Origin of the sequence: Paracoccus caeni, assembly GCF_016629665.1 — a bacterium.
GTDB lineage: Bacteria > Pseudomonadota > Alphaproteobacteria > Rhodobacterales > Rhodobacteraceae > Paracoccus > Paracoccus caeni.
In genome coordinates, this window is record NZ_JAEPRQ010000001.1 from 156,520 (window position 1) to 182,404 (window position 25,885).

Below are 25,885 nucleotides of genomic sequence, written 5' to 3' on the forward strand. Positions count from 1 at the left end.
ACGAAAAGCGCGCCCGGTTGGGGGCGCGCTTTCAAGGTTCAGTTGGGTCGGATCAGGACTGCTTGTGCAGGCCCTTGCCCTTATGGGGCGCCCAAAGCCGCTTGTTGGTATAGTAGAGCAGCGCCGTCAGCACCGACAGCAGCAGCACGGCAGAGAAGCCGACCATCTTGCGGTCCATCATCTTCGGCTCGGCGGTCCACATCAGGAAGGCCGCAACGTCGGTGGACATCTGGTCCACGGTCGCCTCGGTCCCGTCCTCATAGGTCACCATGCCAGCCGACAGGGGCGGGGGCATGCCGATATTGCCGCCGGGGAAGGCGGTGTTGTGATAGAAGATCGAGCCAGCCTGCTCGACTTCTTCGCCGGTATAGCTGGTCAGGATGGCGTGGATATATTCCGGGCCACCAATGCCGCGAATAAGCTGGTTGATCCCCGAGCCCTGCGGCCCGTGGAAACCTGCGCGGGCCTTGGCCATCAGCGACAAATCCGGGCCCATTCCCATTCCCGAGATGGTCGGGAAGTGGTCGGTCGGAACGCGCGGACGCTCTTCGCCCAACTCGTCGTCGAAGATCGGCGTCAGGTTTGCCGCATAGGCGCGGACCTGATTTTCCGGCAGGCCGGGGCCGCCATCATCGGCCAGCGTGCGGATCGGCACGAATTTCATGCCGTGGCAAGCTGCGCAGACCTCGGTATAGACCTGCAAACCGCGCTGAAGCTGGAACTGGTCGAAGCTGCCGAACGGTCCTTCGAAGCTGAACGAGATATCCTCGATATGCGGGGTGCCGTGGCCCGCATCGGCGGCGGCATGCTCTTCGCCTTCCGCGCCACCGTGGTCATCGGCGGCTTCGGGATCGCCCGCAGCAGCCTCTGCTTCAGCAGCCTCGCCCTCGGTCTCGACGGCTTCGGTCGGGGCAGCGGCCTCTTCGGCTTCTGCGCCGGTTTCGGCCTCGGTCCCGGCAGGGGCCTCTTGCTCGGCGCCGGTTTCCTCGACAGCCTCGTCGGTCGGTTCCGGCGCGGGCTGCTCTTCAAGGTTTTCCTCTGCAGCAGTTTCGGATGCCGGATCTGCTGCAGGTTCTTCGGTCGTCGCCTCAGCCTCAGCTTCGGCAGGCGCTTCTGCTTCAGCCGGAGCCTCGGCCTCTGCAGGTGCCTCGGTTGCGTCCGCAGCCGGGGCGTCATCTGCGCCGGTCGCCTGATCGTCGGCAGCCGGTTCCTCAGCCGCCGGTTCTTCTGTGGCTTCGGCTTCTGCGCCAGCCTCTGCCTCGGCGGCAGGGGCTTCCGCTGCCGGAGCCTCGGTTTCGGTCGATTGCTGCGTCTGCACCGGCTCTTCAGCCGGAGCAGTCGGGGCCGTCTGCGCGAAGGCGAAGCCCCCGGCAGAGATCGTCAGGGCCGCAACAGCCGTGAGCGTCTTGGTTCTCAGGGTCATTGAAGGCTCTCCTTACTCGGCCGGATGCGCTTTGGCGCCGTAATGTGCGTTGAAGTCTTCCTCGATGGTCGAAGGCATCGGTTCCGGCTTCTCGATGACGCCCAGAAGCGGCAGGATCACCAGGAAGTAGGCGAACCAATAGGCCGCGCCTGCCAGTGCGATATAGGGATAGATCCCCTCGGCAGGCATCGCCCCGGCCCACATCAGGATGATGAAGTCGGCAGCCAGCAGCCAGTACCACCATTTGAACAGCGGACGATACCGGCCCGAGCGGACGCGGCTGGTATCCAGCCACGGCACCAGCGCCATGACCGCGATTGCGCCGAACATCGCCAGAACGCCGAAGAATTTGGCGTCGATGATGCCGAAGGACAGGAACTGCACCAGTTGCACCAGCCAGACATCGCCGTCAAAGGCGCGCAGGATGGCGTAGAAGGGCAGGAAGTACCATTCGGGCACGATATGCGCAGGCGTCGCCAGCGGGTTTGCCTCGATATAGTTGTCCGGGTGGCCAAGGTAGTTGGGCATGAAGCCGACCACGGCGAAGAACACCACCAGCACGATGCCAAGGGCGAACAGGTCCTTGATCACGAAATAGGGCCAGAAGGGCAGGGTGTCCTTTTCTGCCTCTTCCTTCGAGCTGCGGCGCACTTCGACGCCGGTCGGGTTGTTGTTCCCGGTGGTGTGGAAGGCCCAGATATGAACGATCACCAGCGCCGCGATGATGAAAGGCAGCAGGTAATGTAGCGAGAAGAAGCGGTTCAGCGTGGCATTGTCCACTGCCGGTCCGCCCAAGAGCCATGCCTGGATCGATTCGCCGATGCCGGGGATGGCGCCGAAAAGGCCGGTGATCACGGTCGCGCCCCAGAAGGACATCTGACCCCAGGGCAGCACGTAGCCCATGAATGCGGTCGCCATCATCAGCAGATAGATCAGCATGCCGACGATCCAGGTGACCTCACGCGGAGCCTTGTAGCTGCCGTAATAGAGGCCGCGGAAGATGTGGATATAGACGGCGAAGAAGAACAGCGAGGCGCCGTTGGCATGCAGATACCGCAGCATATAGCCGCCGTTCACGTTGCGCATGATATGTTCGACGCTGGCGAAGGCCAGATCGACATGCGGCGTGTAATGCATCACCAGAACGATGCCGGTAACGATCTGCAAGGCCAGACAGAAGGCCAGAACGATGCCCCAGATCCACCACCAGTTCAGGTTCTTCGGTGTCGGGATCATCAGCGTATCATAGAGAATGCTGACCACCGGAAGACGGCGATGCAGCCACTTTTCAAAGCCCGATTTGGGCTCGTAATGGTCGTGCGGAATACCGGCCATGTTAAGCCCCCCTTAACCGAGTTGGATGGTGGTTTCGTTGATGAACTCGGCCAGCGGAACGGCCAGGTTCTTCGGCGCCGGACCGCGGCGGATGCGGCCTGCCGTGTCGTAATGCGAGCCGTGGCAGGGGCAGAACCAGCCGCCGAAATCGCCAGCGCCGTCACCGATGGGAACGCAGCCCAGATGGGTGCAAACGCCGATCTGGACCAGCCATTCGCCAGCCTCGTCCAGCGTCCGGTTCTCGTCCGTGGCAGGCTCGCCGGGCTTGTTCTGGTTCTCGGCGCCCTGATCGACAAGCTCGTTCAGTTCGACTGCGCGGCCCGCCTCGATCTCTTCGGGGGTGCGGCGGCGGATGAAGACCGGCTTGCCCAGCCATTTCACCGTCAACTGGGTGCCGACCTCGACACCGCTGACATCGACCTGAATCGAGGACAGCGCCTGAACATCGGCCGAAGGGTTCATCTGGTTCACAAGCGTCCAGGCTGCAGCACCGGCAGCCACGGTGCCTGCGCCCGCAGTGGCATAAAAGAGGAAGTCCCTCCGGGTGCCTACGTGATCATCTGCGTGGGACACGGGTCATTCTCCGTTTCGGGCCGTGTGACCGGCCTTATGTCATACTGGGCCACGGTGAACGCAGCCTTGCGTCAGCGGTTCTAGCGTTCAATTATCCGTCAGTCCAGACGATATGCCCGCCAGCCGCACCCCATACCCGCGTATCTGTTGGAATTTTGTCGCGAGCCGCAGGGCGACGATTTCGCTCAACTTTTCGACCCGCTGTATGCTGGCCTACAGAAGGTTCTGCGCCCGGAAGCTGAGTTCGCGGGATTTCCCGATGATCAGGTGGTCATGCAGCGTGATCCCCATGCTGTCGGCGGCCTGCATCACCCTGGCGGTCATGGCGATGTCCGAATCCGATGGCGTCGGGTCGCCCGAGGGGTGGTTGTGGACCAGAATCAGCGCCGAGGCATTCAATTCCAGCGCGCGGCGAATGATTTCGCGCGGATAGACCGGGACGTGATCGACGGTGCCCTTTCCCTGCTCTTCATCGGCGATCAGAACGTTCTTACGATCCAGATATAAGACGCGAAACTGTTCGATTTCGCGGTGCGCCATGGTCGTGTGACAATAGTCCAGAAGCGCCTGCCACCCCGACAAGGCGGGGCGGTGCAGTACCTTGGCCCGCGCCATCCGCTGGGCTGCGGCCTCGACAATTTTCAATTCGGTCACGACGGCGGGGCCCGCACCGTCAATCTGCTGCAATCGGGCGGGAGAGGCGCTGATGACGCGGTTGAAATCGCCGAAAGCCTCGATCAGGCGACGTGCCAGCGGCTTTACATCCTGTCGGGGAATGGCGCGGAACAGGACAAGTTCCAGCAGTTCATAGTCGGGCATTGCCTGTGCGCCGCCTTGCATGAAACGGTCCCGCAGCCGGGCGCGATGATCGGCGAGATAAGAGGGTGCGACATTCTGATGCACCCCCGGTTCCTGCGCCGGAACATCGTCCGAGGCAGGAAAGAAAAGCGGCAGGGGCATTTCGCCGAAGGTGCGATTCGTGGCCATGCCGGGCAGCATGGCACCTTGACGATGAAAGAATGGTTAAGTGCGCTGCGATGGCGGGCTCAGCCCGTCATGTCGTCCCAGAACGCCTTCACCTTGTTGAAGAAGCTGGCCGATTGGGGGCTGTTATCCGCCTTCTCGGCCTCGAACTCGCGCAGCAATTCGCGCTGACGGGCGGTCAGGTTGACCGGCGTTTCGACCACCAACTCGATCAGCATGTCGCCGGATTCGGCGGTTGCGCCGGGGCCGTGGCGCAAGGGGGGCATACCCTTGCCGCGCAGGCGCATCTGGCGGCCCGACTGGCTGCCCTGCGGCACCTTTACCCGCGCGCGGCCACCGTCGATGGTCGGCACCTCAACCTCACCACCAAGCGCGGCGGTCGCCATGGTGACCGGCACCTGACAGGCCAGAATCTTGCCGTCGCGCAGGAAGATCGCGTGTTCCTTGACCTCGATGAAGATGTAGAGATCGCCCGAGGGGCCGCCGCGCAGACCGGCCTCACCCTCGCCCGCCAGACGGATTCGGGTGCCGGTCTCGACACCCGCGGGAATGTTCACCGACAGGGTGCGGTCGCGTTCGATGCGGCCCGCACCGTGGCAGGCTTTGCAGGGGTTCTTGACGATCTGACCCTGACCGCCGCAGGTCGGACAGGTCCGCTCGACAGTGAAAAAGCCCTGCTGTGCGCGGACTTTGCCCATCCCGGCGCAGGTCGGACAGTTGGTCGGCTGGGTCGCGCCTTCCGCTCCGGTACCATTGCATTCGCCACAGGCGACCGAGCCGGGAACGTTGATGCTTTTCTGCAGCCCGGAATAGGCCTCTTCCAGCGTGACGCGCAGATTATAGCGCAAATCCTGTCCGCGTTGGGCACGGGACCGGCCACCACCGCCGCCACCGCGACGGCCCATCATGTCGCCGAACAGATCCTCGAACACATCGGCGAAAGCGGCACCGAAATCGCCCGGATGTGCGCCGCCACGAGCGCCAAACCCACCCATGCCACCGTCAAAGGCCGAATGGCCGAAACGGTCATAGGCCGCTTTTTTCTGGTCGTCCTTCAGGCAATCATAAGCCTCGTTCGCTTCCTTGAAGCGCGCTTCGGCCTGAGAATCGTCTTTGTTGCGGTCGGGATGCAACTCCTTCGCCTTCTGACGAAAGGCCTTCTTGATTTCCTCGGTCGAAGCCCCGCGCGAAACGCCCAAAACCTCGTAATAGCACCGCTTTGCCATCATTCTACCCGTTTGCATCCCCTAAAATAAGGACGGCCCGCGATTGATCACGGGCCGTCCCAGAACGGGGGCGGCCCCTATCAGCCGCGCTTCTTGTTGTCGCCGAGATCTTCGAAATCGGCGTCCACGATATCGTCGTCCACGTCACGCGGCGCATCGCCGTCGTCGTCGCTGCTGCCACCGGTCGATTCCTGCTGCGATTTGTAGATCGCCTCGCCCAGCTTCATCGACGCATCCATCAGGTTCTGGATGCCGCCGCGGATTTTTCCGGCGTCTTCCGACTTCAGCGATTCCTCAAGCGCGCCAATGGCCAACTCGATCGCTTCGACGGTCGAGCCGTCAACCTTGTCGCCATGCTCTTCCAGCGACTTTTTGGTCGAATGGATCAGGCTTTCGGCCTGGTTCCGGGATTCGACCAATTCGCGGCGGCCCTTGTCGGCCTCGGCATTGGCTTCGGCATCCTTCACCATCCGCTCGATATCCTCATCGCTGAGACCGCCCGAGGCTTGAATGGTGATGTTCTGCTCTTTCCCGGTGCCCTTGTCCTTGGCGCTGACCGACACGATGCCGTTGGCGTCGATGTCGAAGGTCACCTCGATCTGGGGTAGACCGCGCGGCGCGGGCGGGATGTCCTCAAGGTTGAACTGGCCCAGCAGCTTGTTGTCGGCAGCCATTTCACGCTCGCCCTGGAAGACGCGGATGGTCACCGCGTTCTGATTGTCCTCGGCGGTCGAGAAGATCTGCGACTTCTTGGTCGGGATCGTGGTGTTGCGGTCGATCAGACGGGTGAAGACACCGCCCAGCGTCTCGATGCCCAGCGACAGCGGGGTCACGTCCAGCAGCACGACATCTTTCACGTCGCCTTGCAGAACACCGGCCTGAATGGCCGCGCCAAGCGCCACAACTTCGTCCGGGTTGACGCCTTTATGCGGTTCCTTGCCGAAGAAGGCGGTCACTTCTTCGATCACCTTCGGCATCCGGGTCATACCGCCGACCAGAACCACTTCGTCGATGTCGGATTTCGAGACGCCTGCATCTTTCAGCGCGTCCTGAACCGGCTTCATCGTGCGTTTGATCAGATCGCCGACCAGCGATTCCAGCTTTGCACGGGTCAGTTTCATGACCATGTGCAGCGGCGTGCCCGAGTTCTTGTCCATCGAGATGAACGGCTGGTTGATCTCGGTCTGGCTGGAGCTGGACAGTTCGATCTTGGCCTTCTCAGCCGCCTCTTTGAGGCGCTGCAACGCCATCTTGTCTTTGGTCAGGTCAACGCCGTGTTCTTTTTTGAATTCATCAGCCAGATAGCTGACGATCCGCATGTCAAAGTCTTCGCCGCCAAGGAACGTGTCCCCGTTGGTCGATTTCACTTCGAACAGGCCGTCGTCGATTTCCAGAATGGTAATGTCGAAGGTGCCGCCGCCGAGGTCATAGACCGCGATCGTCTTGGTTTCCTTCTTGTCCAGACCATAGGCCAATGCGGCTGCGGTCGGCTCGTTGATGATGCGCAGGACTTCCAGACCGGCGATCTTGCCGGCGTCCTTGGTGGCCTGACGCTGGGCGTCGTTGAAATAGGCCGGAACGGTGATGACGGCCTGCGTGACCGGCTCGCCCAGATAGCTTTCGGCGGTTTCCTTCATCTTCTGAAGGATCATCGCGCTGATCTGCGACGGCGAATATTTCTCGTCCCGTACGTCAACCCAGGCATCGCCATTGCCGCCATCGACGATGGCGTAAGGAACAAGTTTCTTGTCCTTTTCAACGGCTTCATCGCCGATACGGCGGCCAATCAGGCGCTTGACGGCAAAGACGGTATTGGTGGGGTTGGTAACGGCCTGACGCTTGGCGGGCTGACCCACCAGACGCTCGCTTTCGGTAAAGCCGACGATGGACGGCGTCGTACGGGCGCCTTCGCTGTTCTCGATCACCTTGGGCTGGCTGCCGTCCATGATGGCGACGCAGCTATTGGTGGTGCCAAGGTCGATGCCGATGACTTTAGACATATATTAAACCCTTCTTGCGGCGATTTTGCGGGGCTTCAGGTCCGTTGCGGCCCCTGAGGCCCGAGATCCCATTGATTGATTGGTTCGGACATGCCCGAACGCTTCGGGGGTGTATATAGGGATGCATTTCAGGCCCGCAAGCATCCGAGAGGCGCAATTTTCAGCGCCAGCAGCATGTTTCCGACCGAAATCGGGTGATCTTGCCGGGTCATCATCTATTCGGCAGCGGACCAGCTGATCGATTCGAATTTCCGGGTGGTGAAGTTGATCAGCAGTCCGACCATCATCGTCGCCAGCGCGAACCACAGTGCATAGGTCGGACTCGATTTCTGCGGATTGTAGTTGATGAAAACGAAGCCGCGCATCTGGTCGATGACATGGAACAGCGGATTCCACAGGAACCATGGCAGGACGATGTTGGGGATCATATTGCCGACCAGCATCTTCCCCGACCCGAACATATTGACGCGTTGATAAACGGTCGTCACCACCTTCGCGCCGCGTGGCGACCATGGCCGGATGCCCAGAAAGACCAGCCCCATACAGGCGCCCGAGAACCAGGACAGCATATACATTGCCAATGCGCCGGGAACATTCTCGATCTCCACCGGCGATACGAGGACGTGGTACATCCAAAGCACCGCGACGCAGCTTATGGTCTGCCGGTATAGCACCCCAAGCGCCGCAGCCGAGATCAGCACCGCCGGGCTGAGCGGTTCGTGCTTGTTCAACTGCCCGGATACCGAATGGCTGCCCGAGACCGCCGCGGACGCCTGAACATGCAGCATGAACAGGAAAATGCCGGACATCATGTACAGCATGAAATCGCCCCGAATGGGCGAGCTTCTGATGCCCATCACCACGTAGATCACCAGAAACGCCGACAGAAAGATCACGGTTTGCATAATTGTCAGCAACAGCCCGATCACGGCATTCCGATGCTCGGTCCGAAGGTTATAGACGGTCTGGTGATAGATCAGCGCCAGCGTGCTTCCCGCAGCATGCAACGCGGTGCGGTTTCGAGGCTGAACGAACAAATCCGTGACTCCAATCGGGTGGCCCGGCGGTCATGCTTGCCGAAGCCTTCCACGCCCATCATAAGGAGGCATCGCCCATGCGACAATCGCGCGGGTAAGTGCTGCATGCCTGTCTGGAAGGGGAAATAGATGGAATTTGATCGATTGACCGTCGAAATGCGCCGTCTGGCGCTGCAAGCCGGGGCGAAGATCATGGAAATCTATGAAGCGGAAGATTTCGAGGTCCGGGCCAAGTCCGACGATTCGCCCGTTACCGCCGCGGATGAGGCCGCAGATGCGCTGATCTCGGCCGGGTTGCGCGAGGCATTCCCCGATGTGACGCTGGTCACCGAAGAGCAGGCAGCGACCCACGGTCTGACCGCGCGAACCTTTCTGATTGTGGACCCGCTGGACGGGACCAAGGAATTCGTTCAGCGACGTGGCGATTTCACGGTGAACATCGCCTATGTCGAGGATGGCGTGCCCTTGCGCGGGGTCGTCTATGCCCCGGCCAAGGGGCGGCTTTTCTATACCACGGCAGACGGTCGTTCGGTCGAAGAGCAGGCACCGTTCGGTGATGCCCCCGGCGAGGTTGCGGCGATCGGGGTCAACCCGATGCCTGACAATCGCGCGCTGATGGTCGTTGCCTCGAAATCGCATCGCGATGCAGCCACCGACAATTACATCGGGCAATATGGCGTCCGCGACATGACCAGTGCCGGTTCCTCGCTGAAATTCTGTCTGGTTGCGACGGGAGAGGCCGATCTTTATCCGCGCCTTGGCCGGACGATGGAGTGGGATACGGCAGCAGGCGATGCGGTGCTGCGCGGTGCCGGTGGCGAAGTGGTGCGCTTTGATGATCATACCAGTCTGACCTATGGCAAGCCGGGTTATGAGAACCCGTTCTTCATTGCCTTTGCTCCGGGCGTGCTGCTGGTGAAAGAATAAACACTTGAACGGATTGTGGGCGCCGGATCGAATCGGCGCCCCGGGCTAAAGCTTGCCGACACGGTCCGCGCGATTTTCCGCGATGGCTGCCGCTCTGAAAACTCTGGGAAGCTGGGCCGCGACGCGAAAATCGGGCGGTTATTGCACCGATTTGTTCAGATTCTTGCTCACCTGCAGCAATTGCATTGGCGCAAATTCGCCGAGGTCGCTATGTTGCGTTGTGATCAGTGCAGCCATTTCGGCTGTCAGACGTTACCTCCCGGTCCGTCCGATCAGGGCTGGTGAAGGCAGTGTTGAAATAAAGGTGCCAGACAAATGAATCGTAAGGTAACGAAGGCCATCTTCCCCGTGGCTGGTTTGGGTACGCGGTTTTTGCCCGCGACCAAAAGCATTCCCAAGGAAATCATGACCCTCGTGGATCGTCCTTTGATCCAGTATGCGATCGATGAGGCGCGGGCCGCAGGCATCACCGAATTCATCTTCGTGACCTCGCGCGGCAAGGGCGCGCTTGAAGATTACTTCGACCACGCGCACGAGTTGGAAGCGAGCCTGCGGAAATCCGGCAAAAATGAGCTGCTGGAAATCCTTCGCGGCACCAATATGGAATCCGGCGCCATCGCCTATATCCGCCAGCACAAGGCGCTTGGCCTGGGCCATGCCGTCTGGTGCGGTCGTCGTCTGGTTGCTGATGACGAACCCTTCGCGGTCATCCTGACCGACGACGTGATCATGGGCGAGCCGCCCTGCCTTCAGCAGATGATCGAGGCCTATGGCGAGACCGGCGGCAGCATGGTGGCGACGATGGAAGTCGCCCCCGAGAAAGCCTCGGCCTATGGTGTTCTCGACGTCGCCGAAGATATGGGCGCCATCGTCAAGGTGCGCGGCATGGTCGAGAAACCTGCTGCGGGCACCGCGCCGTCGAACCTTGCGGTGATCGGTCGCTATATCCTTGCGCCGACCGTGATGGAGAACCTGAACAAGCTGAAGGCAGGTTCGGGCGGTGAGATCCAGTTGACCGATGCGATTGCTGACGACATTGCCGCGGGTCGCGACGTGTTCGGGCTGCGCTTCCGCGGGCAGCGGTTCGACTGCGGCTCGAAAGCGGGCTTCCTGCAGGCGACCGTCGCGTTCGGTCTGGAACGGCCGGAGCTGTCGGAAGAATTTGCCGAATATCTCCATGACGTGATGGCCTTGCGCCGCGCTGCCGAATAACCGTTTGGACGGTGAAATGACGCAGAATGTTTTGGTAACGGGCGGCGCGGGCTATATTGGCTCGCACGCCTGCAAGGCATTGGCGGCGGCGGGCTATCGGCCCGTCACGCTGGATAATTTTTCAACCGGCTGGCGTGATGCGGTTAAATTCGGCCCGCTTGTGCAGGCCGATCTGCTGGATCGCGCTTCGCTGGATGCAGCCTTTGATGAATATAAACCCGTCGCCGTCCTGCATTTCGCGGCGCTGAGTCAGGTTGGCGAAGCGATGGCCGAGCCGGGGAAATATTGGCGGAACAATGTCAGCGGCTCGCTGAACCTGATCGAAGCGGCCATCGACGCCGGCTGTCTGGATTTCGTCTTCAGTTCCACCTGCGCGACCTATGGCGACCGCGATGGCGAGGTGCTGGACGAAGATACGCCGCAAAACCCGCTGAACGCCTATGGCGCCAGCAAGCGCGCGATCGAGGATATGCTGGTCGATTTCGGCGCCTCGCACGGGCTGCGCCATGTGATCTTTCGCTATTTCAACGTCGCGGGTGCCGACCCGGACGGCGAGGTCGGTGAATTCCACCGCCCCGAGACGCATCTGATCCCGCTGATCCTTGATGCCGTTGATGGCCGCCGGGACGCGCTGACCATCCACGGCACCGACTACCCGACGGAGGACGGCACCTGCATTCGCGACTATGTTCATGTGATGGATCTGGTCGATGCGCATGTGAAAGGGCTGGAATGGCTGCGCGCGGATAAGGGCAGCCGGGTTTTCTGTCTTGGCACCGGCGACGGTTTTTCCGTTCGCGAGGTGGTCGATGCGACGGGCTTTGTCACCAACCGCGCAGTTCCGATGCAGGATGGTCCGCGCCGGGGTGGCGATGCGGTCAAGCTGGTTTGCGGCAGCACGCGGGCCAAGGCGGAACTTGGCTGGACGCCCGACCGCTCGACCATGAAACAGATGATCGGCGACGCCTGGCGCTGGCATCAGAACGGCCATTACGACAGGTGAGCGACACGGGCGGCTGGAGAAATCGATCTCTGGGCCGCCTCTGGCTGCGCTATCGGCTTCGCTGGAAACGGCGAGAGATTATCTGGCGTGCGATCCGGGCAGGCCGGGCGCTGGTGCCGTTAGTGGATCGCACATCGCAGATTACGCCCGGCGCGATTCTTGCTTTCGCGACCATCCGTAACGAAGCTGCGCGTCTGCCGGAGTTTCTGGACCATTATCGCCGCCTTGGCGTGGATCATTTTCTGATCGTGGACAATGACAGCGATGACGGCTCGCTGCAGATGCTGCGGGACCAGCCCGACCTGTCGCTGTGGCGGGCAGGGGGTAGCTATCGGGCGGCGCGTTTCGGCATGGACTGGCTGGGTGCGCTGCTACTGCGTCACGGAAGAGGGCATTGGTGCGTGACCGTCGATGCCGATGAGCTGCTGATCTATCCTGATTGGGACCGTCGCGATCTGAAGATGCTGACCGCGCATCTGGATCAGCGCGGCATTCCGGGGATGGGCGCGCTGATGCTGGACCTTTATCCGCAGGGTCCATTGGATCAGCCGGAAGCCGCTGAAGACGCCCCCCTGACCAGTCGGCTGCAATGGTTCGACGCCGAACCCTATCGCAGCACGGCGATTTCGCCGAAACGCAACCGTTGGGTGCAGGGCGGGGTGCGTGAGCGGATATTCTTTGCCGAGACCCCGGACCGTGCGCCGACCTTGAACAAACTGCCGCTGATCCGCTGGAACTGGCGCTATGCCTACGTGAATTCGACCCATTCCGCGCTGCCACCCGCGCTGAACGATCTTTACGACGGCCCAGGAAAGCTGCAACTGTCGGGAGTGTTGCTTCATGGCAAGTTTCTTCCCGATATCGTGCGCAGGTCGCAGGAAGAACTGGTCCGGCGGCAGCATTTCAGTGATCCTGATGCCTACAGGGTCTATCATCAGCACCTGACAGAGGCGCCGACCTTCTGGTATCCTCGGTCGGTAAGATATGAAGGATGGCGACAATTGCTGGACCTTCAGCTTATGGGGAGCGGGGATTGGTTGGACGAAACCCCCTGAATTGTGAAAATGCCTGCCATTTCATGGTAATGCTGTCGTCCGCTTTACGTCCTTCGCATCACGCAGCGCAGGTTCGCAATGGCGCGCCTTAGACTTCCGGCCTTGTCGCGACAAACCCGCCTGAGGATCGAGCGGCAATGGCTGCTGGCCCGCGCGATCCGCCGCCGCCGTGCGCTGACGCCTGTCGTTGACCGGACGGCGAATATCCGGCGCGATGACATCCTTGCCTTCGTCACCCTGCGGAACGAGCGTGTCCGCCTGCCTTACTTCCTCGATTATTACCGCAAACTTGGCATCAACCATTTTCTCTTCGTCGATAATGCCAGCGACGACGATAGCGGCCGTTATCTTTCGCGTCAGCCCGATGTGTCGCTGTGGCACACAGATGTAAGCTATAAACGCGCGCGCTTTGGCATGGACTGGATCAACTGGCTGCTGTGGCGTCATGGGCATCGGCACTGGTGCCTGACCATCGATCCTGACGAATTTCTGGTCTATCCGCACAGTGACACGCGCCCCCTTGGCGCGCTGACAAGCTGGTTGCAGGCGATAGGTCAGCGCTCCTTCCCGGCAATGCTGCTGGATATGTATCCCAAGGGCGCCATCGACGATCACCCCTATCAGGAAGGGCAGGACCCGTTCGAAATCGCCTGCTGGTTCGACCCGGCCAACTACACGATCCAGAAGAACCGGCATCTGGGGAACCTGTGGATACAGGGGGGGCCGCGCACGCGCACGTTCTTTGCCAATGACCCGGTCGCAAGCCCGGCGCTGAACAAGATCCCGCTTGTTCGCTGGAACCGCCGCTATGTCTATGTCAGCTCGACCCACGCGCTGCTGCCGCGCGGGTTGAATATCGTTTATGACGAGGACGGGGGCGAGCGTCCCTCGGGCTGCCTGCTGCATGCGAAGTTCCTTTCAACCTTCGTCGAGAAATCGGCAGAAGAGCTGGACCGCCGTCAGCACTATGCCGACAGTCAGGAATACCGCGCCTATCATCACGGGCTTCAGTCCGACCTGCAGCTTTGGTGCCCGGAATCGCGGGAATATCGCGACTGGCGGCAGTTGGAAGAGCTTGGCCTGATCTCTCGGGGGAACTGGGCATGAGCGATCCGGTTCGTCTTGGCGTCATCCTGCTGTGCCATTCCGATCTGGACATCGCGACCCGGATGGCGCGCGTCTGGTCTGACGGCGGCGCGTCGGTCGCGATCCATGTCGATGCCAAGGTGTCCGAGAGACAGCTTGCCCGGATGAAGGCCGATCTGGCGGGGCTGGACCGGATCATCTTCACGCCACGCATTCGATGCTCGTGGGGGCGCTTCTCGCTGGTGCGGGCCACGCAGAATGCAGCGACGAGCCTGCTTCAGCAGTTCCCCGAAACCACCCATGTCTTCCTGGCCTCGGGCACCTGCCTGCCCTTGCGTCCGATTTCGGACCTGACCGCCTTTCTGGCAGAGGCGCCGTCCCGCGATCACATCGAAAGCGTCAATGCCTATGATGTGGGCTGGACCATCGGCGGGCTGAACGAGGAACGGTTCACCCTCTACTTCCCCTTCGACTGGCGCAAGCGGCGGCGGCTGTTCGACTGGTTCACCGACTGGCAGCGCCGTCGCAAGATCAAGCGGAGGATCCCCGCGGGCATTTGGCCGCATCTGGGTTCGCAATGGTGGTGCCTGACCGCGACGACATTGCGGGCTATTCTGGATGACCCACGCCGGGACGAATTCGACCGCTATTTCCGGCTAAGCTGGATTCCCGATGAAAGCTATTTCCAGACCCTTGCCCGCAGGCATTCGAACAAGATCGAAAGCCGCTCGCTGACGCTGTCGAAGTTCGACCATACCGGGCGGCCCTATCAGCTTTACGACGATCACATTCCGGCGCTTGCGGGGTCGCGCTGCTTTGTCGCGCGCAAGGTCTGGCCCGGCGCACAAAGGCTGCTGACGCATTTCCCGCTGCCGGATACCGAGGTGCCCGATGCCGGTGGCCCGCAAACCGCCAGCATCGACCGCCTTATCAACGAGACGGTCCAGCGCCGGGTGCTGGGCCGACCGGGGCTTTATATGCAAAGCCGCTATCCCCGGAAGGACGCCGAGAACGGCAAGACCTCGGCCCCCTATGCGGTCTTTCAGGGGCTGACCGACATCTTCCCGGATTTCGAGGAATGGCTGACCGCGCACCTGTCGGTCGATGTGCATGGCCATATTCTTGGCCCGGAAGAGGTTGAATTTGGCGGGCGTCCACAGGTAGGGCCGGGTGCGTTGTCGATCAATCCGCTGGTCCGCGACCGCGATCCACAGGGATTTCTGGCGGCGCTGATCCGGATCACCAACCGGATGCAGGTGTTTCAATTCAGCCCCCGCGACAATCAGCGCCTGAACTGGTTCATCGCCACCGATCCGAATGCCCGTGTGCTGGTGGTGACTGGCGCGTGGTCGCTGCCGCTTTTGCATTCCGGCATGCCCTTTGACGATGTACGCCGCATTTTCGCCCAGCTTCAGCGGACCGAGCTTGAGCAGTTGTCGATCTATAATTCGGTCTGGATCAAGGCGCGGGTGGACCTGTTTGATCTGGGAGATTTCCTGATCAGCCCGCGATTGATCCTGCAACAATTCGTCCAGTCGATTGACCCGCAGGCCAAGCCGGTCGAAAGCCTGCCACCGATGCGCGAATTGACGGGCCTTGCCGAAATGCTGCGTCAGTTGCGCAATTCGGGCCTGCGACCGCGTCTGACGGGTGATAACCTGCGCCCGGCGGAACAGCCGAGTATTGAAAGGGCCGCAGCGGAATGACAGCAGGTTTCACAAGTTTCGTCATCTTTGCCGGTATGCGGACCGGCTCGAACCTGCTGGAATCGACGCTGAACGACGTGCCGGGCATTCGCTGCTACGGCGAAGCGTTCAATCCCTACATCCTCGGCTGGCCCAATACCGACGATCTCTGGGGCATCACCATGGCCCAGCGTGAGACCGATCCGCTGCCGTTGTTGGAGCAGTTGCGCAAACCGCGCCGGTATCTGTCGGGCTTCCGCTATTTCCACGACCACGATCCGCGTGTTTTCGATGCCATCATGCAGGACCGCAGTTGCGCCAAGGTGATCCTGACGCGGAACCCGCTGGAAAGCTATGTCTCGACGCGGCTGGCTTGGGAAACCGATCAGTGGAAGCTGAACGAGACCGAAACGCCGATCGAGATTCAGATCACCTATGACGGTCCCGAATTCCGTCAGTCCCTGTCCGAAACCGATACCTTTCAGCAGAAGATCATCCGCAGTTTGCAGATCAGCGGTCAATCGGCCTTCATCCTCAGCTATCCCGACCTGCGCGATACCGAGGTGCTGACCGGGCTGGTCCGCTGGCTTGGCCGGACCGAGGTGGAACGCGTCGATCCCTCGCGGCATCTGGTGCCGCAGAACCCGCAGGATATGGAGGCCAAGGTCGGCAATTTCGCCGCGATGCAGGCCGATCTGCACGGGCTTGACCCGTTCCTGCTGTATCATCTGCCGAATTACGAACCCCGTCGCGGCCCCTCGGTGCCCAGCTTTGTCGCGACCGAGGCGGGACGCGGGCTGTTGTTCATGCCGGTCAGGGGCGGCCCGACCGCGGGCATTACCGCATGGCTTACCGGCCTTGGCGCGTTGCAGGCCGATTTCACCCAGACCAGCCTGCGGCAGTGGAAGCGCGGCCATCCCGGTCATCGCAGCTTCACCGTCCTGCGCCATCCGCTGCACCGAGCGTGGGACGCCTTCCTGCATCTGCTGGGCGAAGCCCCTGCCGAAATGCGGGCGCTGTTGCGGAATGTCCATCGGGTGCCGTTGCCACCGGATGCAGAACTTGCGGCGCTGAGCGAGGAACAAAGTCGCGATCTGTTCCTGGATTTTCTGGGTTTCCTGAAGCGGAACTTGAACGGTCAGACCACGCTGCCGGTCAATCAGAACTGGGCCAGCCAGTCCGAGATTATCGCCGGTTTCGCACGCTTCGGCTCTCCCGACGCGATCATCCGCGAGCATCGGATGGTCGAGGATCTGGCCCATCTGGCAGCATCCATCGGCGTGCCGGACCCGCAGCTTGACCGACTTTCAACCGACCATCGCCCGGATTTTCTGTCGGACCGGAAACTGATCGACGCGGCCCATGCGGCCTATCAACGCGATTACATGGCCTTCGGATACGAAAAGACCCCCTGAAAACATCAGGGGGCCTGTTCATGTTGGCCGACGCTCAGCCCTTCAGCAGTGCTGCGATCTCGTTCTGTTTGGTCTTGGTCAGTTCGGCATCGCCGTCGCTTTCGACGTTCAGACGCACCACCGGCTCGGTATTCGACTTGCGCAGGTTGAAGCGCCAGTTGCCGAAGCTCAGCGAAACACCGTCCAGATCGTCGCGGCTTTCGGCCTGATCGCCAAGCGCGTCGATGACGCGGGCAATCGCCGCATCGGGGTCTTCGATGTGATAATTAGTCTCACCCGAGGACGGATACAGCCGGATCCGTTCCGACAGCAATTCGGCCAGCGTCTGACCCTTGCGCGACAGAAGCTCGATCATCAGCAGCCACGGAATCATCCCGCTGTCGCAGTAATAGAAGTCGCGGAAGTAATGGTGGGCCGACATTTCGCCGCCATAGATTGCGCTGACATCGCGCATCTTGCGCTTGATGAAGGCGTGGCCGGTCTTGCTGACCACCGCCTCCCCGCCCGCTTCCTCGATCATCGCGCGGGTGTTCATAATCACGCGCGGATCGTGAACCACCTTCTCACCCGGCGATTTCTCAAGGAAGGCCGCGCCCAGCAGACCCACGATATATTCGCCCGGAATGAAGCGGCCATTTTCGTCGAAGAAGAAACAGCGGTCGAAATCGCCGTCCCATGCGACGCCCAGATCGGCGTTGACTTCTTTCACCTTGGCGACGGTCGGCGGCTGATTTTCCGGCAGCAGCGGGTTCGGAATGCCGTTCGGGAAGCTGCTGTCCACATCATGATGCATCCGCACAAAGTCCAGCGGTGCCCCACGTTTCAACAGTTCTGCCGCAATCGCATCGAAGGTCGGGCCAGCGGTGCCATTCCCCGCATTCACCACGATCTTCATCGGCTTCAGCACCGAGACATCGACGAAATCCGCCATTGCCTTGGAATATTTCTCCCGCGCGCCGCTGTAATCGGTCACTTCGCCCTTGGTCTCGACCGGGGCGAAATCGCCCGACGAGGACAACTCGATGATCGGCGGCAGCTCGGTCGCCGGGTCCAGCGGGGCAGAGCCGCGACCGACGATCTTCATGCCGTTGTAGTTGATCGGGTTATGCGAGGCTGTCACCTCGATCCCGCCATCGGTATCGTCATGGCCTGTATGGAAATAGACCTCTTCGGTCCCGGCAAGCCCCAGATCCAGCACATTCGCGCCGCCATCGGTCAGCCCCTCGATCAGCGCCGCAGCCAGTTCAGGCGAGGTTTCGCGGCTGTCACGACCAACGACCACGGTCTTGGCCTGCCGCACCTGCGCAAAGGCGCGGCCGATCCGGTAGGCCACATCGGCGTCAAGGTTCTTGCCCAGTTCCCCGCGCACGTCATAGGCCTTGAAACAGGTGATCTCCCGGTGGCCCAACTGATTACGTTCGTTCATAAGCGCGAATCCTCCTCGCCACATTTTTTCTAGCGCTAACAGCTTGCTGGCAAATTTCAAGGATTCTGCCAGCATCGCCGTGGTTTCGCGCGTCTTGTCGCAACGGGCCTCTTGCCTGTCGGTTCATTCAGGTCGCATCCTGTCACACCGGGCTAGGCAATGGTCAAGCAACGGACGCCGGAACCGGCCAGTAAATGCCGACATCAGAAGGAAAAACGCGATGGATACGAAAGCCCTGATTGCCAGCTATTACGACGCCTTCAATGCCGGCCAGACTGATCGGATGCTGGATTTGCTGCATGACGATGTCGAACATCATGTGAATGAAGGTGGCATTCGCAAGGGCAAGGCGCTGTTCGCGGAATTCAACACCCATATGACCGAAAGCTACCGCGAGACCCTGACCGATATGGTGATTTTCGCCAATGAGACTGGCGACCGTGCGGCGGCAGAGTTCGTGGTCAACGGCACCTATCTGAAAACCGATGAGGGTCTGCCGCCTGCGACCGGCCAGACCTATCGCTTGCCTGCAGGGACATTCTTCGTCATCCGCGACGGCAAGATCGCCCGCGTGACCACCTATTACAACCTCGCCGAATGGATGCGGCAGGTCGTCGGATGAGTCTTTCCACCCGCGTCCTGACCGGCGATGCCCTGACCGCCGCCTTTGATGACGTGGCGCGACTGCGGATCGCGGTGTTCCGTGACTGGCCGTATCTTTATGACGGCGATCTGGATTACGAGCGTGAATATCTGGCGGCCTATAAATCCCCCGATGCGGTTGTCGTCGTGGTGATGGATGGCGACCGGATCGTCGGCGCCTCGACCGGCGCGCCAATGCTGGACCATGCCAGCGACTTCGCCGCAGCCTTTGCCGACCGACCCGAGCCGCTGGCGCACATTTTCTACTGCGCCGAATCCGTGCTGCTGCCCGATTATCGCGGCCACGGCCTTGGCCACGCCTTTTTCGATGCCCGTGAAGCCCATGCCCGCGCTCTTGGGGCAATCTACACCGCCTTCTGCAGCGTCAAGCGCCCGGACGACCATCCGGCACGCCCGGCGGACTATCAGCCGCTTGACGGCTTTTGGCGCAAGCGCGGTTATGCGCCTTTGCCGGGTGTCATCGCCCGGTTCGCATGGAAAGATGTGGGCCAGACGGACGAGACCGAGAAACCCCTGCAATTCTGGATGAGAACGCTGTGAAAATCGCTGCCGCCGCCTATCCGATCGACTGGTTCGAAACCTTTGCCGAATACGAGGCCAAGATCACCAAATGGGTCGCTGCCGCCGATGGCGCCGATCTTCTGGTCTTTCCCGAATACGGCGCGATGGAGCTTGCCTCGCTGGGCGGTCGCGACGTCGCTGGCGATCTTGAGGCTTCGCTTCACGAGGTCGCCCGTCATGCCGAGGCCGTGGCGGCGTTGCATCTGAAACTTGCGGCTCAGCATGGCTGCCACATTCTCGCGGCCTCTGGCCCGGTGTTCGAAGCTGGCCGACCCTTCAATCGTGCGGTGCTTTACGGGCCGGACGGGGTGATCGGCCATCAGGACAAGCAGATCATGACCCGGTTCGAGCGTGAAACATGGGACGTGACCGGCAATCCCGGCCTGCGCGTCTTTGACACCGCGCTTGGCCGGATCGGCATCCTGATCTGCTATGACAGCGAATTTCCCCTGCTGGGCCGCGTTCTGGCCGAGGCCGGGGTGGACCTGATCCTTGTCCCAAGCTGCACCGACGCCGTGGCGGGGTTCACCCGCGTCCGCATCGGCAGCATGGCCCGCGCGCTGGAAAGCCAATGCGTCGTGATCCATTCGCCGACGGTCGGTGACTGCGACTGGATGCCCGCTTTGGACGAAAACCGGGGCCGCGCTGCGATCTATGGCCCGCCGGACGGCTTCTGGCCCGAAACCGGGATCATCGCCGAGGGAGAAATGGACCAGCCCGGATGGGTCATGGCCCGGATCGACATCGCCCGCGTCGCCCAAAGCCGCCGCGACGGTGCCGTCCTGCCCTTCGCGCATTGGCCGGAATCGCAAAAACCGGTGCTGATTTAATCACATCACCCGGATTTTTACGCTGCAAAGCGACCCTGCGTGAATGTGTGCTTTATTGGCCCGCAATTGCGCGATATTTTTCGGTCATGCTTTACGTGTCCGACAACATCGCCATCGAGGAATGGGAGCTTTCCGAATCCTTCACCCGCTCGCAAGGGCCGGGCGGGCAGAACGTGAACAAGGTCGAGACGGCGGTAGAGCTTCGGTTCGAGGCTGCGCGCTCGCCCAATCTCAGCGATCCGGTCAAACGGCGACTGCAAAGGCTTGCCGGGCGGCGCTGGACTTCGGACGGGGCTTTGTTGATTCTGGCACAGGAAACCCGCAGTCAGGCGCGCAATCGTGAACTTGCGCGCGAACGGCTTGCGGAACTGATCCGACGGGCAGAGGTTGCCCCCAAAAGGCGTATCGCCACACGTCCGACGCTGGGCAGCCAGCGGCGGCGGCTTAAGGCAAAGGCCGAGCGTGGCGAAACAAAATCGCTGAGAGGCAGAGTGGATTTTACCGAATGAACGCATTTTGCAGATCGCTTGGATTGCTGCTGGGCCGCAGACCGGCCTCGATGCAGGTGGCCGCGCTCTGCATTGATCCCGAAACGCTGAAGGTCATGCTGGTCACCAGCCGGGGCACCGGACGTTGGGTGACGCCGAAAGGCTGGCCGATGGAGGGCAAGACGCTTTCCGGTGCGGCGGCCCGCGAGGCCTGGGAAGAGGCTGGCGTCCATGGCCTCATCAGCCGCGAAGAGATCGGGCGCTATGATTACGCCAAGGATCAGGATCGCGGCTTTTCCGTCCCTGTCGAGGTCCGCGTCTTCCCGCTTTACGTGACCGAGGCCTATGCTGACTTTCCCGAAGCGCCCGAACGTGAACGCAACTGGTTCGACGCCGCAGAGGCCGCCGATCTGGTGGCCGAGCCGGGGTTGAAACGCATTCTGCGCCTTCTGGACAAGCGCGGGCGCGACGGATTGCTGGCGCGCTTCCCGCTGGACAGCATGCATCCGACCAGTCACGCGGCTGGATAGGGGATGATCGGGGCGCGTTCGGCGGATCAGCATGACTAGCCGCAACTACCGCACGCTGGACAAGGATCTGGGCCGGATCACCCATACCGAGACGGCGCAGGCCCATGCCTTCCGCCCGGTGCGCTGGATCGGTCTGGCGATCCTGATGGCGACGGCGGTGCTGATCGTGGCGATCGGATGGACCGGACATCACCCGAATATGGCGGCGCTTGCGGTGGGGCTGGTGGTCGCGGGATGGCTGGGCATCTCGATCGGGGCGAACGATGTGGCCAACGCCCTTGGCCCGGCGGTCGGCGCGGGGGCGATCCGGTTGATGCCGGGGTTGCTGATGGTCGGCGCGGCCCAGATCGCCGGGGCGACGCTTGCGGGAAGCGAGGTCACGCACCGGCTGGCCAGCGGCATCCTTGACCCCACGACGTTGCAGGCCGGCGCCAGCGCGCAACTGGTGATGCTGTCGGCGCTGCTTTCGGCGGCGATCTGGATCACCTTTGCCACCGGCGCGCGGCTGCCTGTCAGTACCACCCATTCCATCGTCGGCGGCATCGCCGGGGCAGGGGTCGCCGCTCTGGGCGTTTCGGGGATCAACTGGGGGGCGCTGTCGCTTATTGCCTTCGCATGGGTGCTGACCCCTTTCGTGTCGGGTCTTCTGGCCGGAGCGATCCTGATCTTCCTGCGTCGCCGCGTGCTGGAAGCACCCGACCGCAACGGCGCGGCGCTGTTCTGGCTGCCGCTGATGGTCGGGACGATGGGCGGCGCTTTTGCCGCCTATGTGATCGTGCTGCTGCCCTATCTGCCCACCGCTCTTGCCTTGCCGATGGGATTGGGGCTGGGCATCGCGATCCGCTGGCATACGGCCAGACGGCTGCAACGCGACCTTAAAGCTGATCGCGGTCGTCTGAGCGGCAGGAAAATCTTCGGCCCGGCTTTGGTCATGTCGGCGGCGCTGATGGGGTTTGCGCATGGGGCAAGCGATGTCAGCAACGTCGCCGGACCCTTCTCGGTCATCCTGTCGGGGGTGAATGCCATCGATGTCGGCACGATCTCAGTCGGCGTCCTGATGGCCGGAGGCTTCGCCATCGCCGTCGGAACCGTCCTCTTCGGTCGCCGTCTGGTCGAGATGGTGGGCGGCGGCATCACCCGGCTGAATTCGGGCCGTGCCTTCTGCGTGATGCTGGCAACCGCCGGAACCGTCCTTGCCGCTGCGGCCTTCGGGCTTCCGGTTTCATCCACGCATGTCGCCATCGGCGGGATCTTCGGGGTCGGCTTTACCCGTGAATGGCTGGATCGTCGCCGCGCCCTGTCCCGCGCCGCCCTGCCTGCGGACGAGGCCCGCCGCCGCATCCTGATCCGCCGCAGCCACGTCATTACCATCACCGCAGCCTGGCTGGTGACCGTGCCGATCACCGCCAGCATCGGTGCCGTGACCTGCCTGATCACCTTCGCCGTCCTTGGCGTCTAGGATCGGTATTTTCACAACGAAGAAGCCAGCCGGTTTCTTCGTTGTCCAAATACCGTCTTTGGGGGCTCAGACCAGAACGTCGCGCTCGGCCTGCTGCCCCACGCTGAAGATGCGCTTGTAACGCTCGATCTCGTCCGCAGGGCCGGTGGCCTTGGCCGGGTTGTCTGACAGCTTCACCGTCGGACGGCCATTCGCGGCCACTGCCTTGCAGACCAGACTGAACGGCGCCAAGCCGTCGCCCGGCACCAGCCCGCGAAAATCATTGGTCAGCAGCGTGCCCCAGCCGAAGCTGACCTTCACCCGGCCCCGGAACTGATCATACAGCGAGACGATGTTCTCCACGTCCAGCCCGTCCGAGAAGATCACCAGCTTCTGGCGCGGATCCTCGCCGCGTTCCTGCCACCAGCGGATCGCCGTTTCCGCGCCTTCGGCAGGATCGCCGCTGTCCACGCGGATGCCGGTCCAGCCGGCAAGCCAGTCGGGCGCATGTTGCAGAAAGCCCTTGGTGCCGTAAGTGTCGGGCAGGATGATGCGCAGATTACCGTCATGTTCTTCGTGCCAGTCGGCCAGAACCTCATAGGGCGCCTGCCGCAATTCCTGATCGGTATCGGCAAGGGCCGCATAGACCATCGGCAGTTCATGGGCATTCGTCCCGATCGCCTCGATGTCGCGGCGCATGGCGATCAGGCAGTTCGAGGTGCCGGTGAAGCGTTCGCCCAATCCCTCGATCATTGCCTGCACCGCCCAGTCCTGCCACAGGAAGCTGTGCCGCCTGCGCGTCCCGAAATCGGCGATACGCAGATCGGGCAATTCGCGAAGGGCCTCGATTTTTTCCCACAGCCGGGTCATGGCGCGGGCATAAAGCACCTCAAGCTCGAACCGGCCCATCTTTTCCAGCACCGCGCGCGAGCGCAGTTCCATCAGGATCGCCAGCGCCGGGATTTCCCACAGCATCACCTCGGGCCATTTGCCCTCGAAGGTCAGCTCATATTGCCCGTCGCGCTTTTCAAGCTGATAGGCGGGCAGGCGCAGCCCTTCCAGAAACTCCATGAAATCCGAGCGGAACATCTGGCGCTTGCCGTAGAAGGTATTGCCGCGCAGCCAAGTGCTTTCGCCGCGTGTCAGCGACAGGCTGCGGGCATGGTCAAGCTGTTCGCGCAATTCGCCTTCATCGATCAATTCGGCAAGGCGGATCGATTTCGAGCGGTTGATCAGGCTGAAGGTGACATTGGTGTCGGGCCGGTTGCGGAACACCGACTGGCACATCAGCAGTTTGTAGAAATCGGTATCGATCAGCGACCGCACGATCGGATCGATTTTCCATTTGTGGTTATAGACGCGCGTCGCGATATCGACCATGGGCCGTTACTCCAGATTGACGCCGGCGGCGCGCATATCGGCGCGGGCACGGTCGCGGCTGCCGTCAAGATCGATGGCGCGGGTCGCGGCCTCGATCACGGTGGCGGTGAAGCCCTGTTTCGCGGCGTCGATGGCGCTCCACGCGACGCAGAAATCATGGGCAAGGCCGACAAAGGTCAGCGCGGTCAGGCCACGTTCGCCCAGATATCCGGCAAGGCCGGTCGGCGTGACGTGGTCATTCTCGAAAAAGGCGGAATAGCTGTCGATCCCGGCGCGAAAACCCTTGCGGATCACCATATCGGCGCGGGACAGATCCAGCCCGGCATGGAAATCCGCGCCCGCTGTGCCGATCACGCAATGCGCGGGCCACAGCACCTGCGGACCGTAGGGCATCTGGATCAGGCTGAAGGGCTGAGCCCCCGGATGGTTCGCGGCAAAGCTGGTATGGTCGGCAGGGTGCCAGTCCTGCGTCAGGATCACCGCGTCGTAATTGCCCATCAACGCATTGATCGGTTGCACGATTTCATCGCCGCCGGTCACGGCAAGCGCGCCGCCGGGGCAAAAATCGTTCTGCATATCGATGACGATCAGGGCACTGGACATCGTAAGCCTCCTCCAAGGCAAGCCTATGGGTAGAAACTGTCGCAGGCACGGTCAATGCCCCAGATGCTTGCAAGATCGGGTGTGGCTGGCTATGGCCGCCTTTATGCTGACCGTTGCCGCGCTGTATCACTTTACCCGATTCCCGGATCCTGCCGCCATTCAGGGGCCGCTGGCCAAGGTTGCCTGCAGCAATGGCGTCAAGGGCACGCTGCTTCTGGCGCCAGAGGGGATCAATGGCACCATCGCAGGCAGCCGTCAGGGGATCGATGCGGTTCTGGCCCATATCCGTGCTTTGCCGGGATGCGCGGATCTCGAATGGAAGGAAAGCCCCGCCGAAACCATGCCGTTTTCCCGCATGAAGGTCCGCCTGAAGCGAGAGATCGTCACGATGGGTCAGCCCGACGTGGACCCGACCGCCTCGGTCGGCCATTACGTCGAGGCGCGGGACTGGAACGCCTTGATCAGCGCGCCGGACGTGGCGGTGATCGACACGCGCAACGATTATGAGGTCGGGATCGGCAGCTTCGAAGGCGCCGTCGATCCGGGCACCCGCAGTTTTCGCGACTTCCCCGAATGGTGGCAGGCAAACGCCCATCGGTTCGAGGGCAAGCGGATCGCGATGTTCTGCACCGGCGGCATCCGCTGCGAGAAATCGACGAACTACCTACTGTCGCAAGGGGTCGAGGATGTGTTTCACCTCAAAGGCGGCATCCTGAAATATCTTGAGGATGTCCCGGCCGAGGACAGCAAATGGCAGGGCGAATGCTTCGTCTTCGACCAGCGCGTCAGCCTGACCCATGGTTTGCAGCAGGGGCGGCACGGGCTGTGCCATGCCTGCCGCCGCCCGATCTCACCCGAGGATCGGTTGCGCCCCGAATTCGAAGATGGCGTCCGCTGTCACCGCTGCGTCGATGAATACAGCGATGCCGACCGCCAGCGCTTCCGCGAGCGGCACCGGCAAATCACCTTGGCGGAGCGGCGCGGCCAAGACTGACCGCGCCAGAG

Annotated in this window: 24 protein-coding genes; 14 read left to right on the forward strand and 10 right to left on the reverse strand. The window is 61.8% G+C overall.

Translation table 11 applies throughout. The annotated features are described in order from the left end of the window. Nucleotides 1–52: 52 nt before the first annotated feature. The 7 genes from JJJ17_RS20615 to JJJ17_RS00700 all read right to left on the reverse strand — a co-directional run bounded on the left by JJJ17_RS20615 (nucleotide 53) and on the right by JJJ17_RS00700 (nucleotide 8,578). On the reverse strand, nucleotides 53–1,423 hold the full coding sequence (locus JJJ17_RS20615; protein WP_200683061.1) for a cytochrome c1: 1,371 nt from the start codon (nucleotides 1,421–1,423) through the stop codon (nucleotides 53–55). A gap of 12 nt (nucleotides 1,424–1,435) precedes the next feature. Beyond that, nucleotides 1,436–2,758: a cytochrome b gene (gene petB / locus JJJ17_RS00675; protein ID WP_200683062.1), complete on the reverse strand. Its 1,323-nt coding sequence runs from the start codon at nucleotides 2,756–2,758 to the stop codon at nucleotides 1,436–1,438. A 12-nt stretch (nucleotides 2,759–2,770) separates the two neighbouring features. After that, a complete protein-coding gene (petA, locus tag JJJ17_RS00680) occupies nucleotides 2,771–3,331 on the reverse strand; it encodes a ubiquinol-cytochrome c reductase iron-sulfur subunit (RefSeq protein ID WP_200683063.1) in 561 nt (186 codons plus the stop codon). 213 nt (nucleotides 3,332–3,544) lie between these two features. Further along, nucleotides 3,545–4,318: a RadC family protein gene (radC, locus tag JJJ17_RS00685; protein ID WP_200683064.1), complete on the reverse strand. Its 774-nt coding sequence runs from the start codon at nucleotides 4,316–4,318 to the stop codon at nucleotides 3,545–3,547. 59 nt (nucleotides 4,319–4,377) lie between these two features. Next, entirely contained in the window at nucleotides 4,378–5,541 is a 1,164-nt protein-coding gene (dnaJ, locus tag JJJ17_RS00690; protein ID WP_200683065.1) for a molecular chaperone DnaJ, read from the reverse strand. Between the two features lie 80 nt (nucleotides 5,542–5,621). Then, complete coding sequence (gene dnaK, locus JJJ17_RS00695; protein WP_200683067.1) at nucleotides 5,622–7,541, reverse strand: molecular chaperone DnaK; 1,920 nt, start codon at nucleotides 7,539–7,541, stop codon at nucleotides 5,622–5,624. 215 nt (nucleotides 7,542–7,756) lie between these two features. Then, on the reverse strand, nucleotides 7,757–8,578 hold the full coding sequence (locus tag JJJ17_RS00700; RefSeq protein WP_200683069.1) for an ABC transporter permease: 822 nt from the start codon (nucleotides 8,576–8,578) through the stop codon (nucleotides 7,757–7,759). A 129-nt stretch (nucleotides 8,579–8,707) separates the two neighbouring features. Between JJJ17_RS00700 and cysQ the strand changes: the two genes are divergently transcribed. From cysQ to JJJ17_RS00735, 7 genes are all read left to right on the forward strand, one after another. Then, on the forward strand, nucleotides 8,708–9,505 hold the full coding sequence (cysQ, locus tag JJJ17_RS00705; RefSeq protein WP_200683071.1) for a 3'(2'),5'-bisphosphate nucleotidase CysQ: 798 nt from the start codon (nucleotides 8,708–8,710) through the stop codon (nucleotides 9,503–9,505). Nucleotides 9,506–9,820: 315 nt separating this feature from the next. Continuing rightward, a complete protein-coding gene (locus JJJ17_RS00710; protein WP_200683074.1) occupies nucleotides 9,821–10,717 on the forward strand; it encodes a UTP--glucose-1-phosphate uridylyltransferase in 897 nt (298 codons plus the stop codon). A 16-nt stretch (nucleotides 10,718–10,733) separates the two neighbouring features. Then, on the forward strand, nucleotides 10,734–11,720 hold the full coding sequence (galE, locus tag JJJ17_RS00715; RefSeq protein ID WP_200683077.1) for a UDP-glucose 4-epimerase GalE: 987 nt from the start codon (nucleotides 10,734–10,736) through the stop codon (nucleotides 11,718–11,720). Beyond that, complete coding sequence (locus tag JJJ17_RS00720; protein ID WP_325168739.1) at nucleotides 11,717–12,775, forward strand: glycosyltransferase family 2 protein; 1,059 nt, start codon at nucleotides 11,717–11,719, stop codon at nucleotides 12,773–12,775. Before galE ends, JJJ17_RS00720 begins: the two co-directional genes overlap by 4 nt. 78 nt (nucleotides 12,776–12,853) lie before the next feature. Further along, a complete protein-coding gene (locus tag JJJ17_RS00725; protein WP_200683079.1) occupies nucleotides 12,854–13,882 on the forward strand; it encodes a glycosyltransferase family 2 protein in 1,029 nt (342 codons plus the stop codon). Next, nucleotides 13,879–15,567 carry a DUF5927 domain-containing protein gene (locus JJJ17_RS00730; protein ID WP_200683081.1) on the forward strand — a complete coding sequence of 563 codons (1,689 nt, stop codon included), beginning with the start codon at nucleotides 13,879–13,881 and terminating at the stop codon, nucleotides 15,565–15,567. Before JJJ17_RS00725 ends, JJJ17_RS00730 begins: the two co-directional genes overlap by 4 nt. Further along, complete coding sequence (locus JJJ17_RS00735) at nucleotides 15,564–16,961, forward strand: sulfotransferase family 2 domain-containing protein (protein ID WP_200683082.1); 1,398 nt, start codon at nucleotides 15,564–15,566, stop codon at nucleotides 16,959–16,961. The genes JJJ17_RS00730 and JJJ17_RS00735 overlap by 4 nt, the downstream gene beginning before the upstream one ends. 34 nt (nucleotides 16,962–16,995) lie before the next feature. On the opposite strand, the gene JJJ17_RS00740 is transcribed toward JJJ17_RS00735, so the two are convergent. Next, on the reverse strand, nucleotides 16,996–18,387 hold the full coding sequence (locus JJJ17_RS00740) for a phosphohexomutase domain-containing protein (RefSeq protein ID WP_200683083.1): 1,392 nt from the start codon (nucleotides 18,385–18,387) through the stop codon (nucleotides 16,996–16,998). Between the two features lie 220 nt (nucleotides 18,388–18,607). Between JJJ17_RS00740 and JJJ17_RS00745 the strand changes: the two genes are divergently transcribed. The 6 genes from JJJ17_RS00745 to JJJ17_RS00770 all read left to right on the forward strand — a co-directional run bounded on the left by JJJ17_RS00745 (nucleotide 18,608) and on the right by JJJ17_RS00770 (nucleotide 22,918). Then, a complete protein-coding gene (locus tag JJJ17_RS00745; protein ID WP_200683084.1) occupies nucleotides 18,608–19,009 on the forward strand; it encodes a ketosteroid isomerase-related protein in 402 nt (133 codons plus the stop codon). Continuing rightward, on the forward strand, nucleotides 19,006–19,590 hold the full coding sequence (locus JJJ17_RS00750; protein ID WP_200683085.1) for a GNAT family N-acetyltransferase: 585 nt from the start codon (nucleotides 19,006–19,008) through the stop codon (nucleotides 19,588–19,590). The genes JJJ17_RS00745 and JJJ17_RS00750 overlap by 4 nt, the downstream gene beginning before the upstream one ends. After that, nucleotides 19,587–20,441, forward strand: a complete 855-nt coding sequence (locus JJJ17_RS00755) for a carbon-nitrogen hydrolase family protein (RefSeq protein WP_200683086.1) — start codon at nucleotides 19,587–19,589, stop codon at nucleotides 20,439–20,441. Before JJJ17_RS00750 ends, JJJ17_RS00755 begins: the two co-directional genes overlap by 4 nt. An 86-nt stretch (nucleotides 20,442–20,527) precedes the next feature. Next, a complete protein-coding gene (gene arfB / locus JJJ17_RS00760) occupies nucleotides 20,528–20,950 on the forward strand; it encodes an alternative ribosome rescue aminoacyl-tRNA hydrolase ArfB (RefSeq protein ID WP_200683087.1) in 423 nt (140 codons plus the stop codon). After that, nucleotides 20,947–21,459 carry an NUDIX hydrolase gene (locus JJJ17_RS00765; RefSeq protein WP_200683089.1) on the forward strand — a complete coding sequence of 171 codons (513 nt, stop codon included), beginning with the start codon at nucleotides 20,947–20,949 and terminating at the stop codon, nucleotides 21,457–21,459. Before arfB ends, JJJ17_RS00765 begins: the two co-directional genes overlap by 4 nt. A 31-nt stretch (nucleotides 21,460–21,490) precedes the next feature. Further along, nucleotides 21,491–22,918 (forward strand): inorganic phosphate transporter, encoded by a 1,428-nt coding sequence (locus JJJ17_RS00770; RefSeq protein ID WP_200683092.1) that lies wholly within the window; start codon nucleotides 21,491–21,493, stop codon nucleotides 22,916–22,918. 66 nt (nucleotides 22,919–22,984) lie between these two features. Here JJJ17_RS00770 and pncB read toward each other — a convergent pair whose 3' ends face one another. Together pncB and pncA are read right to left on the reverse strand one after the other, a co-directional pair. Continuing rightward, complete coding sequence (gene pncB, locus JJJ17_RS00775) at nucleotides 22,985–24,277, reverse strand: nicotinate phosphoribosyltransferase (protein WP_200683093.1); 1,293 nt, start codon at nucleotides 24,275–24,277, stop codon at nucleotides 22,985–22,987. 6 nt (nucleotides 24,278–24,283) lie between these two features. Next, nucleotides 24,284–24,880, reverse strand: coding sequence for a bifunctional nicotinamidase/pyrazinamidase (gene pncA / locus JJJ17_RS00780; protein ID WP_200683094.1), 597 nt, complete (start codon nucleotides 24,878–24,880; stop codon nucleotides 24,284–24,286). A 103-nt stretch (nucleotides 24,881–24,983) separates the two neighbouring features. Between pncA and trhO the strand changes: the two genes are divergently transcribed. Beyond that, the gene (trhO, locus tag JJJ17_RS00785; protein ID WP_200684691.1) at nucleotides 24,984–25,874 is read left to right on the forward strand and encodes an oxygen-dependent tRNA uridine(34) hydroxylase TrhO; all 891 of its coding nucleotides are present in this window, start codon (nucleotides 24,984–24,986) and stop codon (nucleotides 25,872–25,874) included. The last annotated feature ends 11 nt before the right edge of the window (nucleotides 25,875–25,885 follow it).

Bases quoted from the DNA above. Each gene is read 5' to 3' on its own strand.
- JJJ17_RS00745 (WP_200683084.1), top strand. From the start codon at position 18,608: ATGGATACGAAAGCCCTGATTGCCAGCTATTACGACGCCTTCAATGCC.
- JJJ17_RS20615 (WP_200683061.1), bottom strand. From the start codon at position 1,423: ATGACCCTGAGAACCAAGACGCTCACGGCTGTTGCGGCCCTGACGATC.
- dnaJ (WP_200683065.1), bottom strand. From the start codon at position 5,541: ATGGCAAAGCGGTGCTATTACGAGGTTTTGGGCGTTTCGCGCGGGGCT.
- JJJ17_RS00770 (WP_200683092.1), top strand. From the start codon at position 21,491: ATGACTAGCCGCAACTACCGCACGCTGGACAAGGATCTGGGCCGGATC.
- JJJ17_RS00740 (WP_200683083.1), bottom strand. From the start codon at position 18,387: ATGAACGAACGTAATCAGTTGGGCCACCGGGAGATCACCTGTTTCAAG.
- trhO (WP_200684691.1), top strand. From the start codon at position 24,984: ATGCTGACCGTTGCCGCGCTGTATCACTTTACCCGATTCCCGGATCCT.
- JJJ17_RS00725 (WP_200683079.1), top strand. From the start codon at position 12,854: ATGGCGCGCCTTAGACTTCCGGCCTTGTCGCGACAAACCCGCCTGAGG.
- JJJ17_RS00710 (WP_200683074.1), top strand. From the start codon at position 9,821: ATGAATCGTAAGGTAACGAAGGCCATCTTCCCCGTGGCTGGTTTGGGT.
- JJJ17_RS00735 (WP_200683082.1), top strand. From the start codon at position 15,564: ATGACAGCAGGTTTCACAAGTTTCGTCATCTTTGCCGGTATGCGGACC.
- pncA (WP_200683094.1), bottom strand. From the start codon at position 24,880: ATGTCCAGTGCCCTGATCGTCATCGATATGCAGAACGATTTTTGCCCC.
- cysQ (WP_200683071.1), top strand. From the start codon at position 8,708: ATGGAATTTGATCGATTGACCGTCGAAATGCGCCGTCTGGCGCTGCAA.
- JJJ17_RS00750 (WP_200683085.1), top strand. From the start codon at position 19,006: ATGAGTCTTTCCACCCGCGTCCTGACCGGCGATGCCCTGACCGCCGCC.
- radC (WP_200683064.1), bottom strand. From the start codon at position 4,318: ATGGCCACGAATCGCACCTTCGGCGAAATGCCCCTGCCGCTTTTCTTT.
- galE (WP_200683077.1), top strand. From the start codon at position 10,734: ATGACGCAGAATGTTTTGGTAACGGGCGGCGCGGGCTATATTGGCTCG.
- JJJ17_RS00765 (WP_200683089.1), top strand. From the start codon at position 20,947: ATGAACGCATTTTGCAGATCGCTTGGATTGCTGCTGGGCCGCAGACCG.
- pncB (WP_200683093.1), bottom strand. From the start codon at position 24,277: ATGGTCGATATCGCGACGCGCGTCTATAACCACAAATGGAAAATCGAT.
- dnaK (WP_200683067.1), bottom strand. From the start codon at position 7,541: ATGTCTAAAGTCATCGGCATCGACCTTGGCACCACCAATAGCTGCGTC.
- JJJ17_RS00730 (WP_200683081.1), top strand. From the start codon at position 13,879: ATGAGCGATCCGGTTCGTCTTGGCGTCATCCTGCTGTGCCATTCCGAT.
- petB (WP_200683062.1), bottom strand. From the start codon at position 2,758: ATGGCCGGTATTCCGCACGACCATTACGAGCCCAAATCGGGCTTTGAA.
- arfB (WP_200683087.1), top strand. From the start codon at position 20,528: ATGCTTTACGTGTCCGACAACATCGCCATCGAGGAATGGGAGCTTTCC.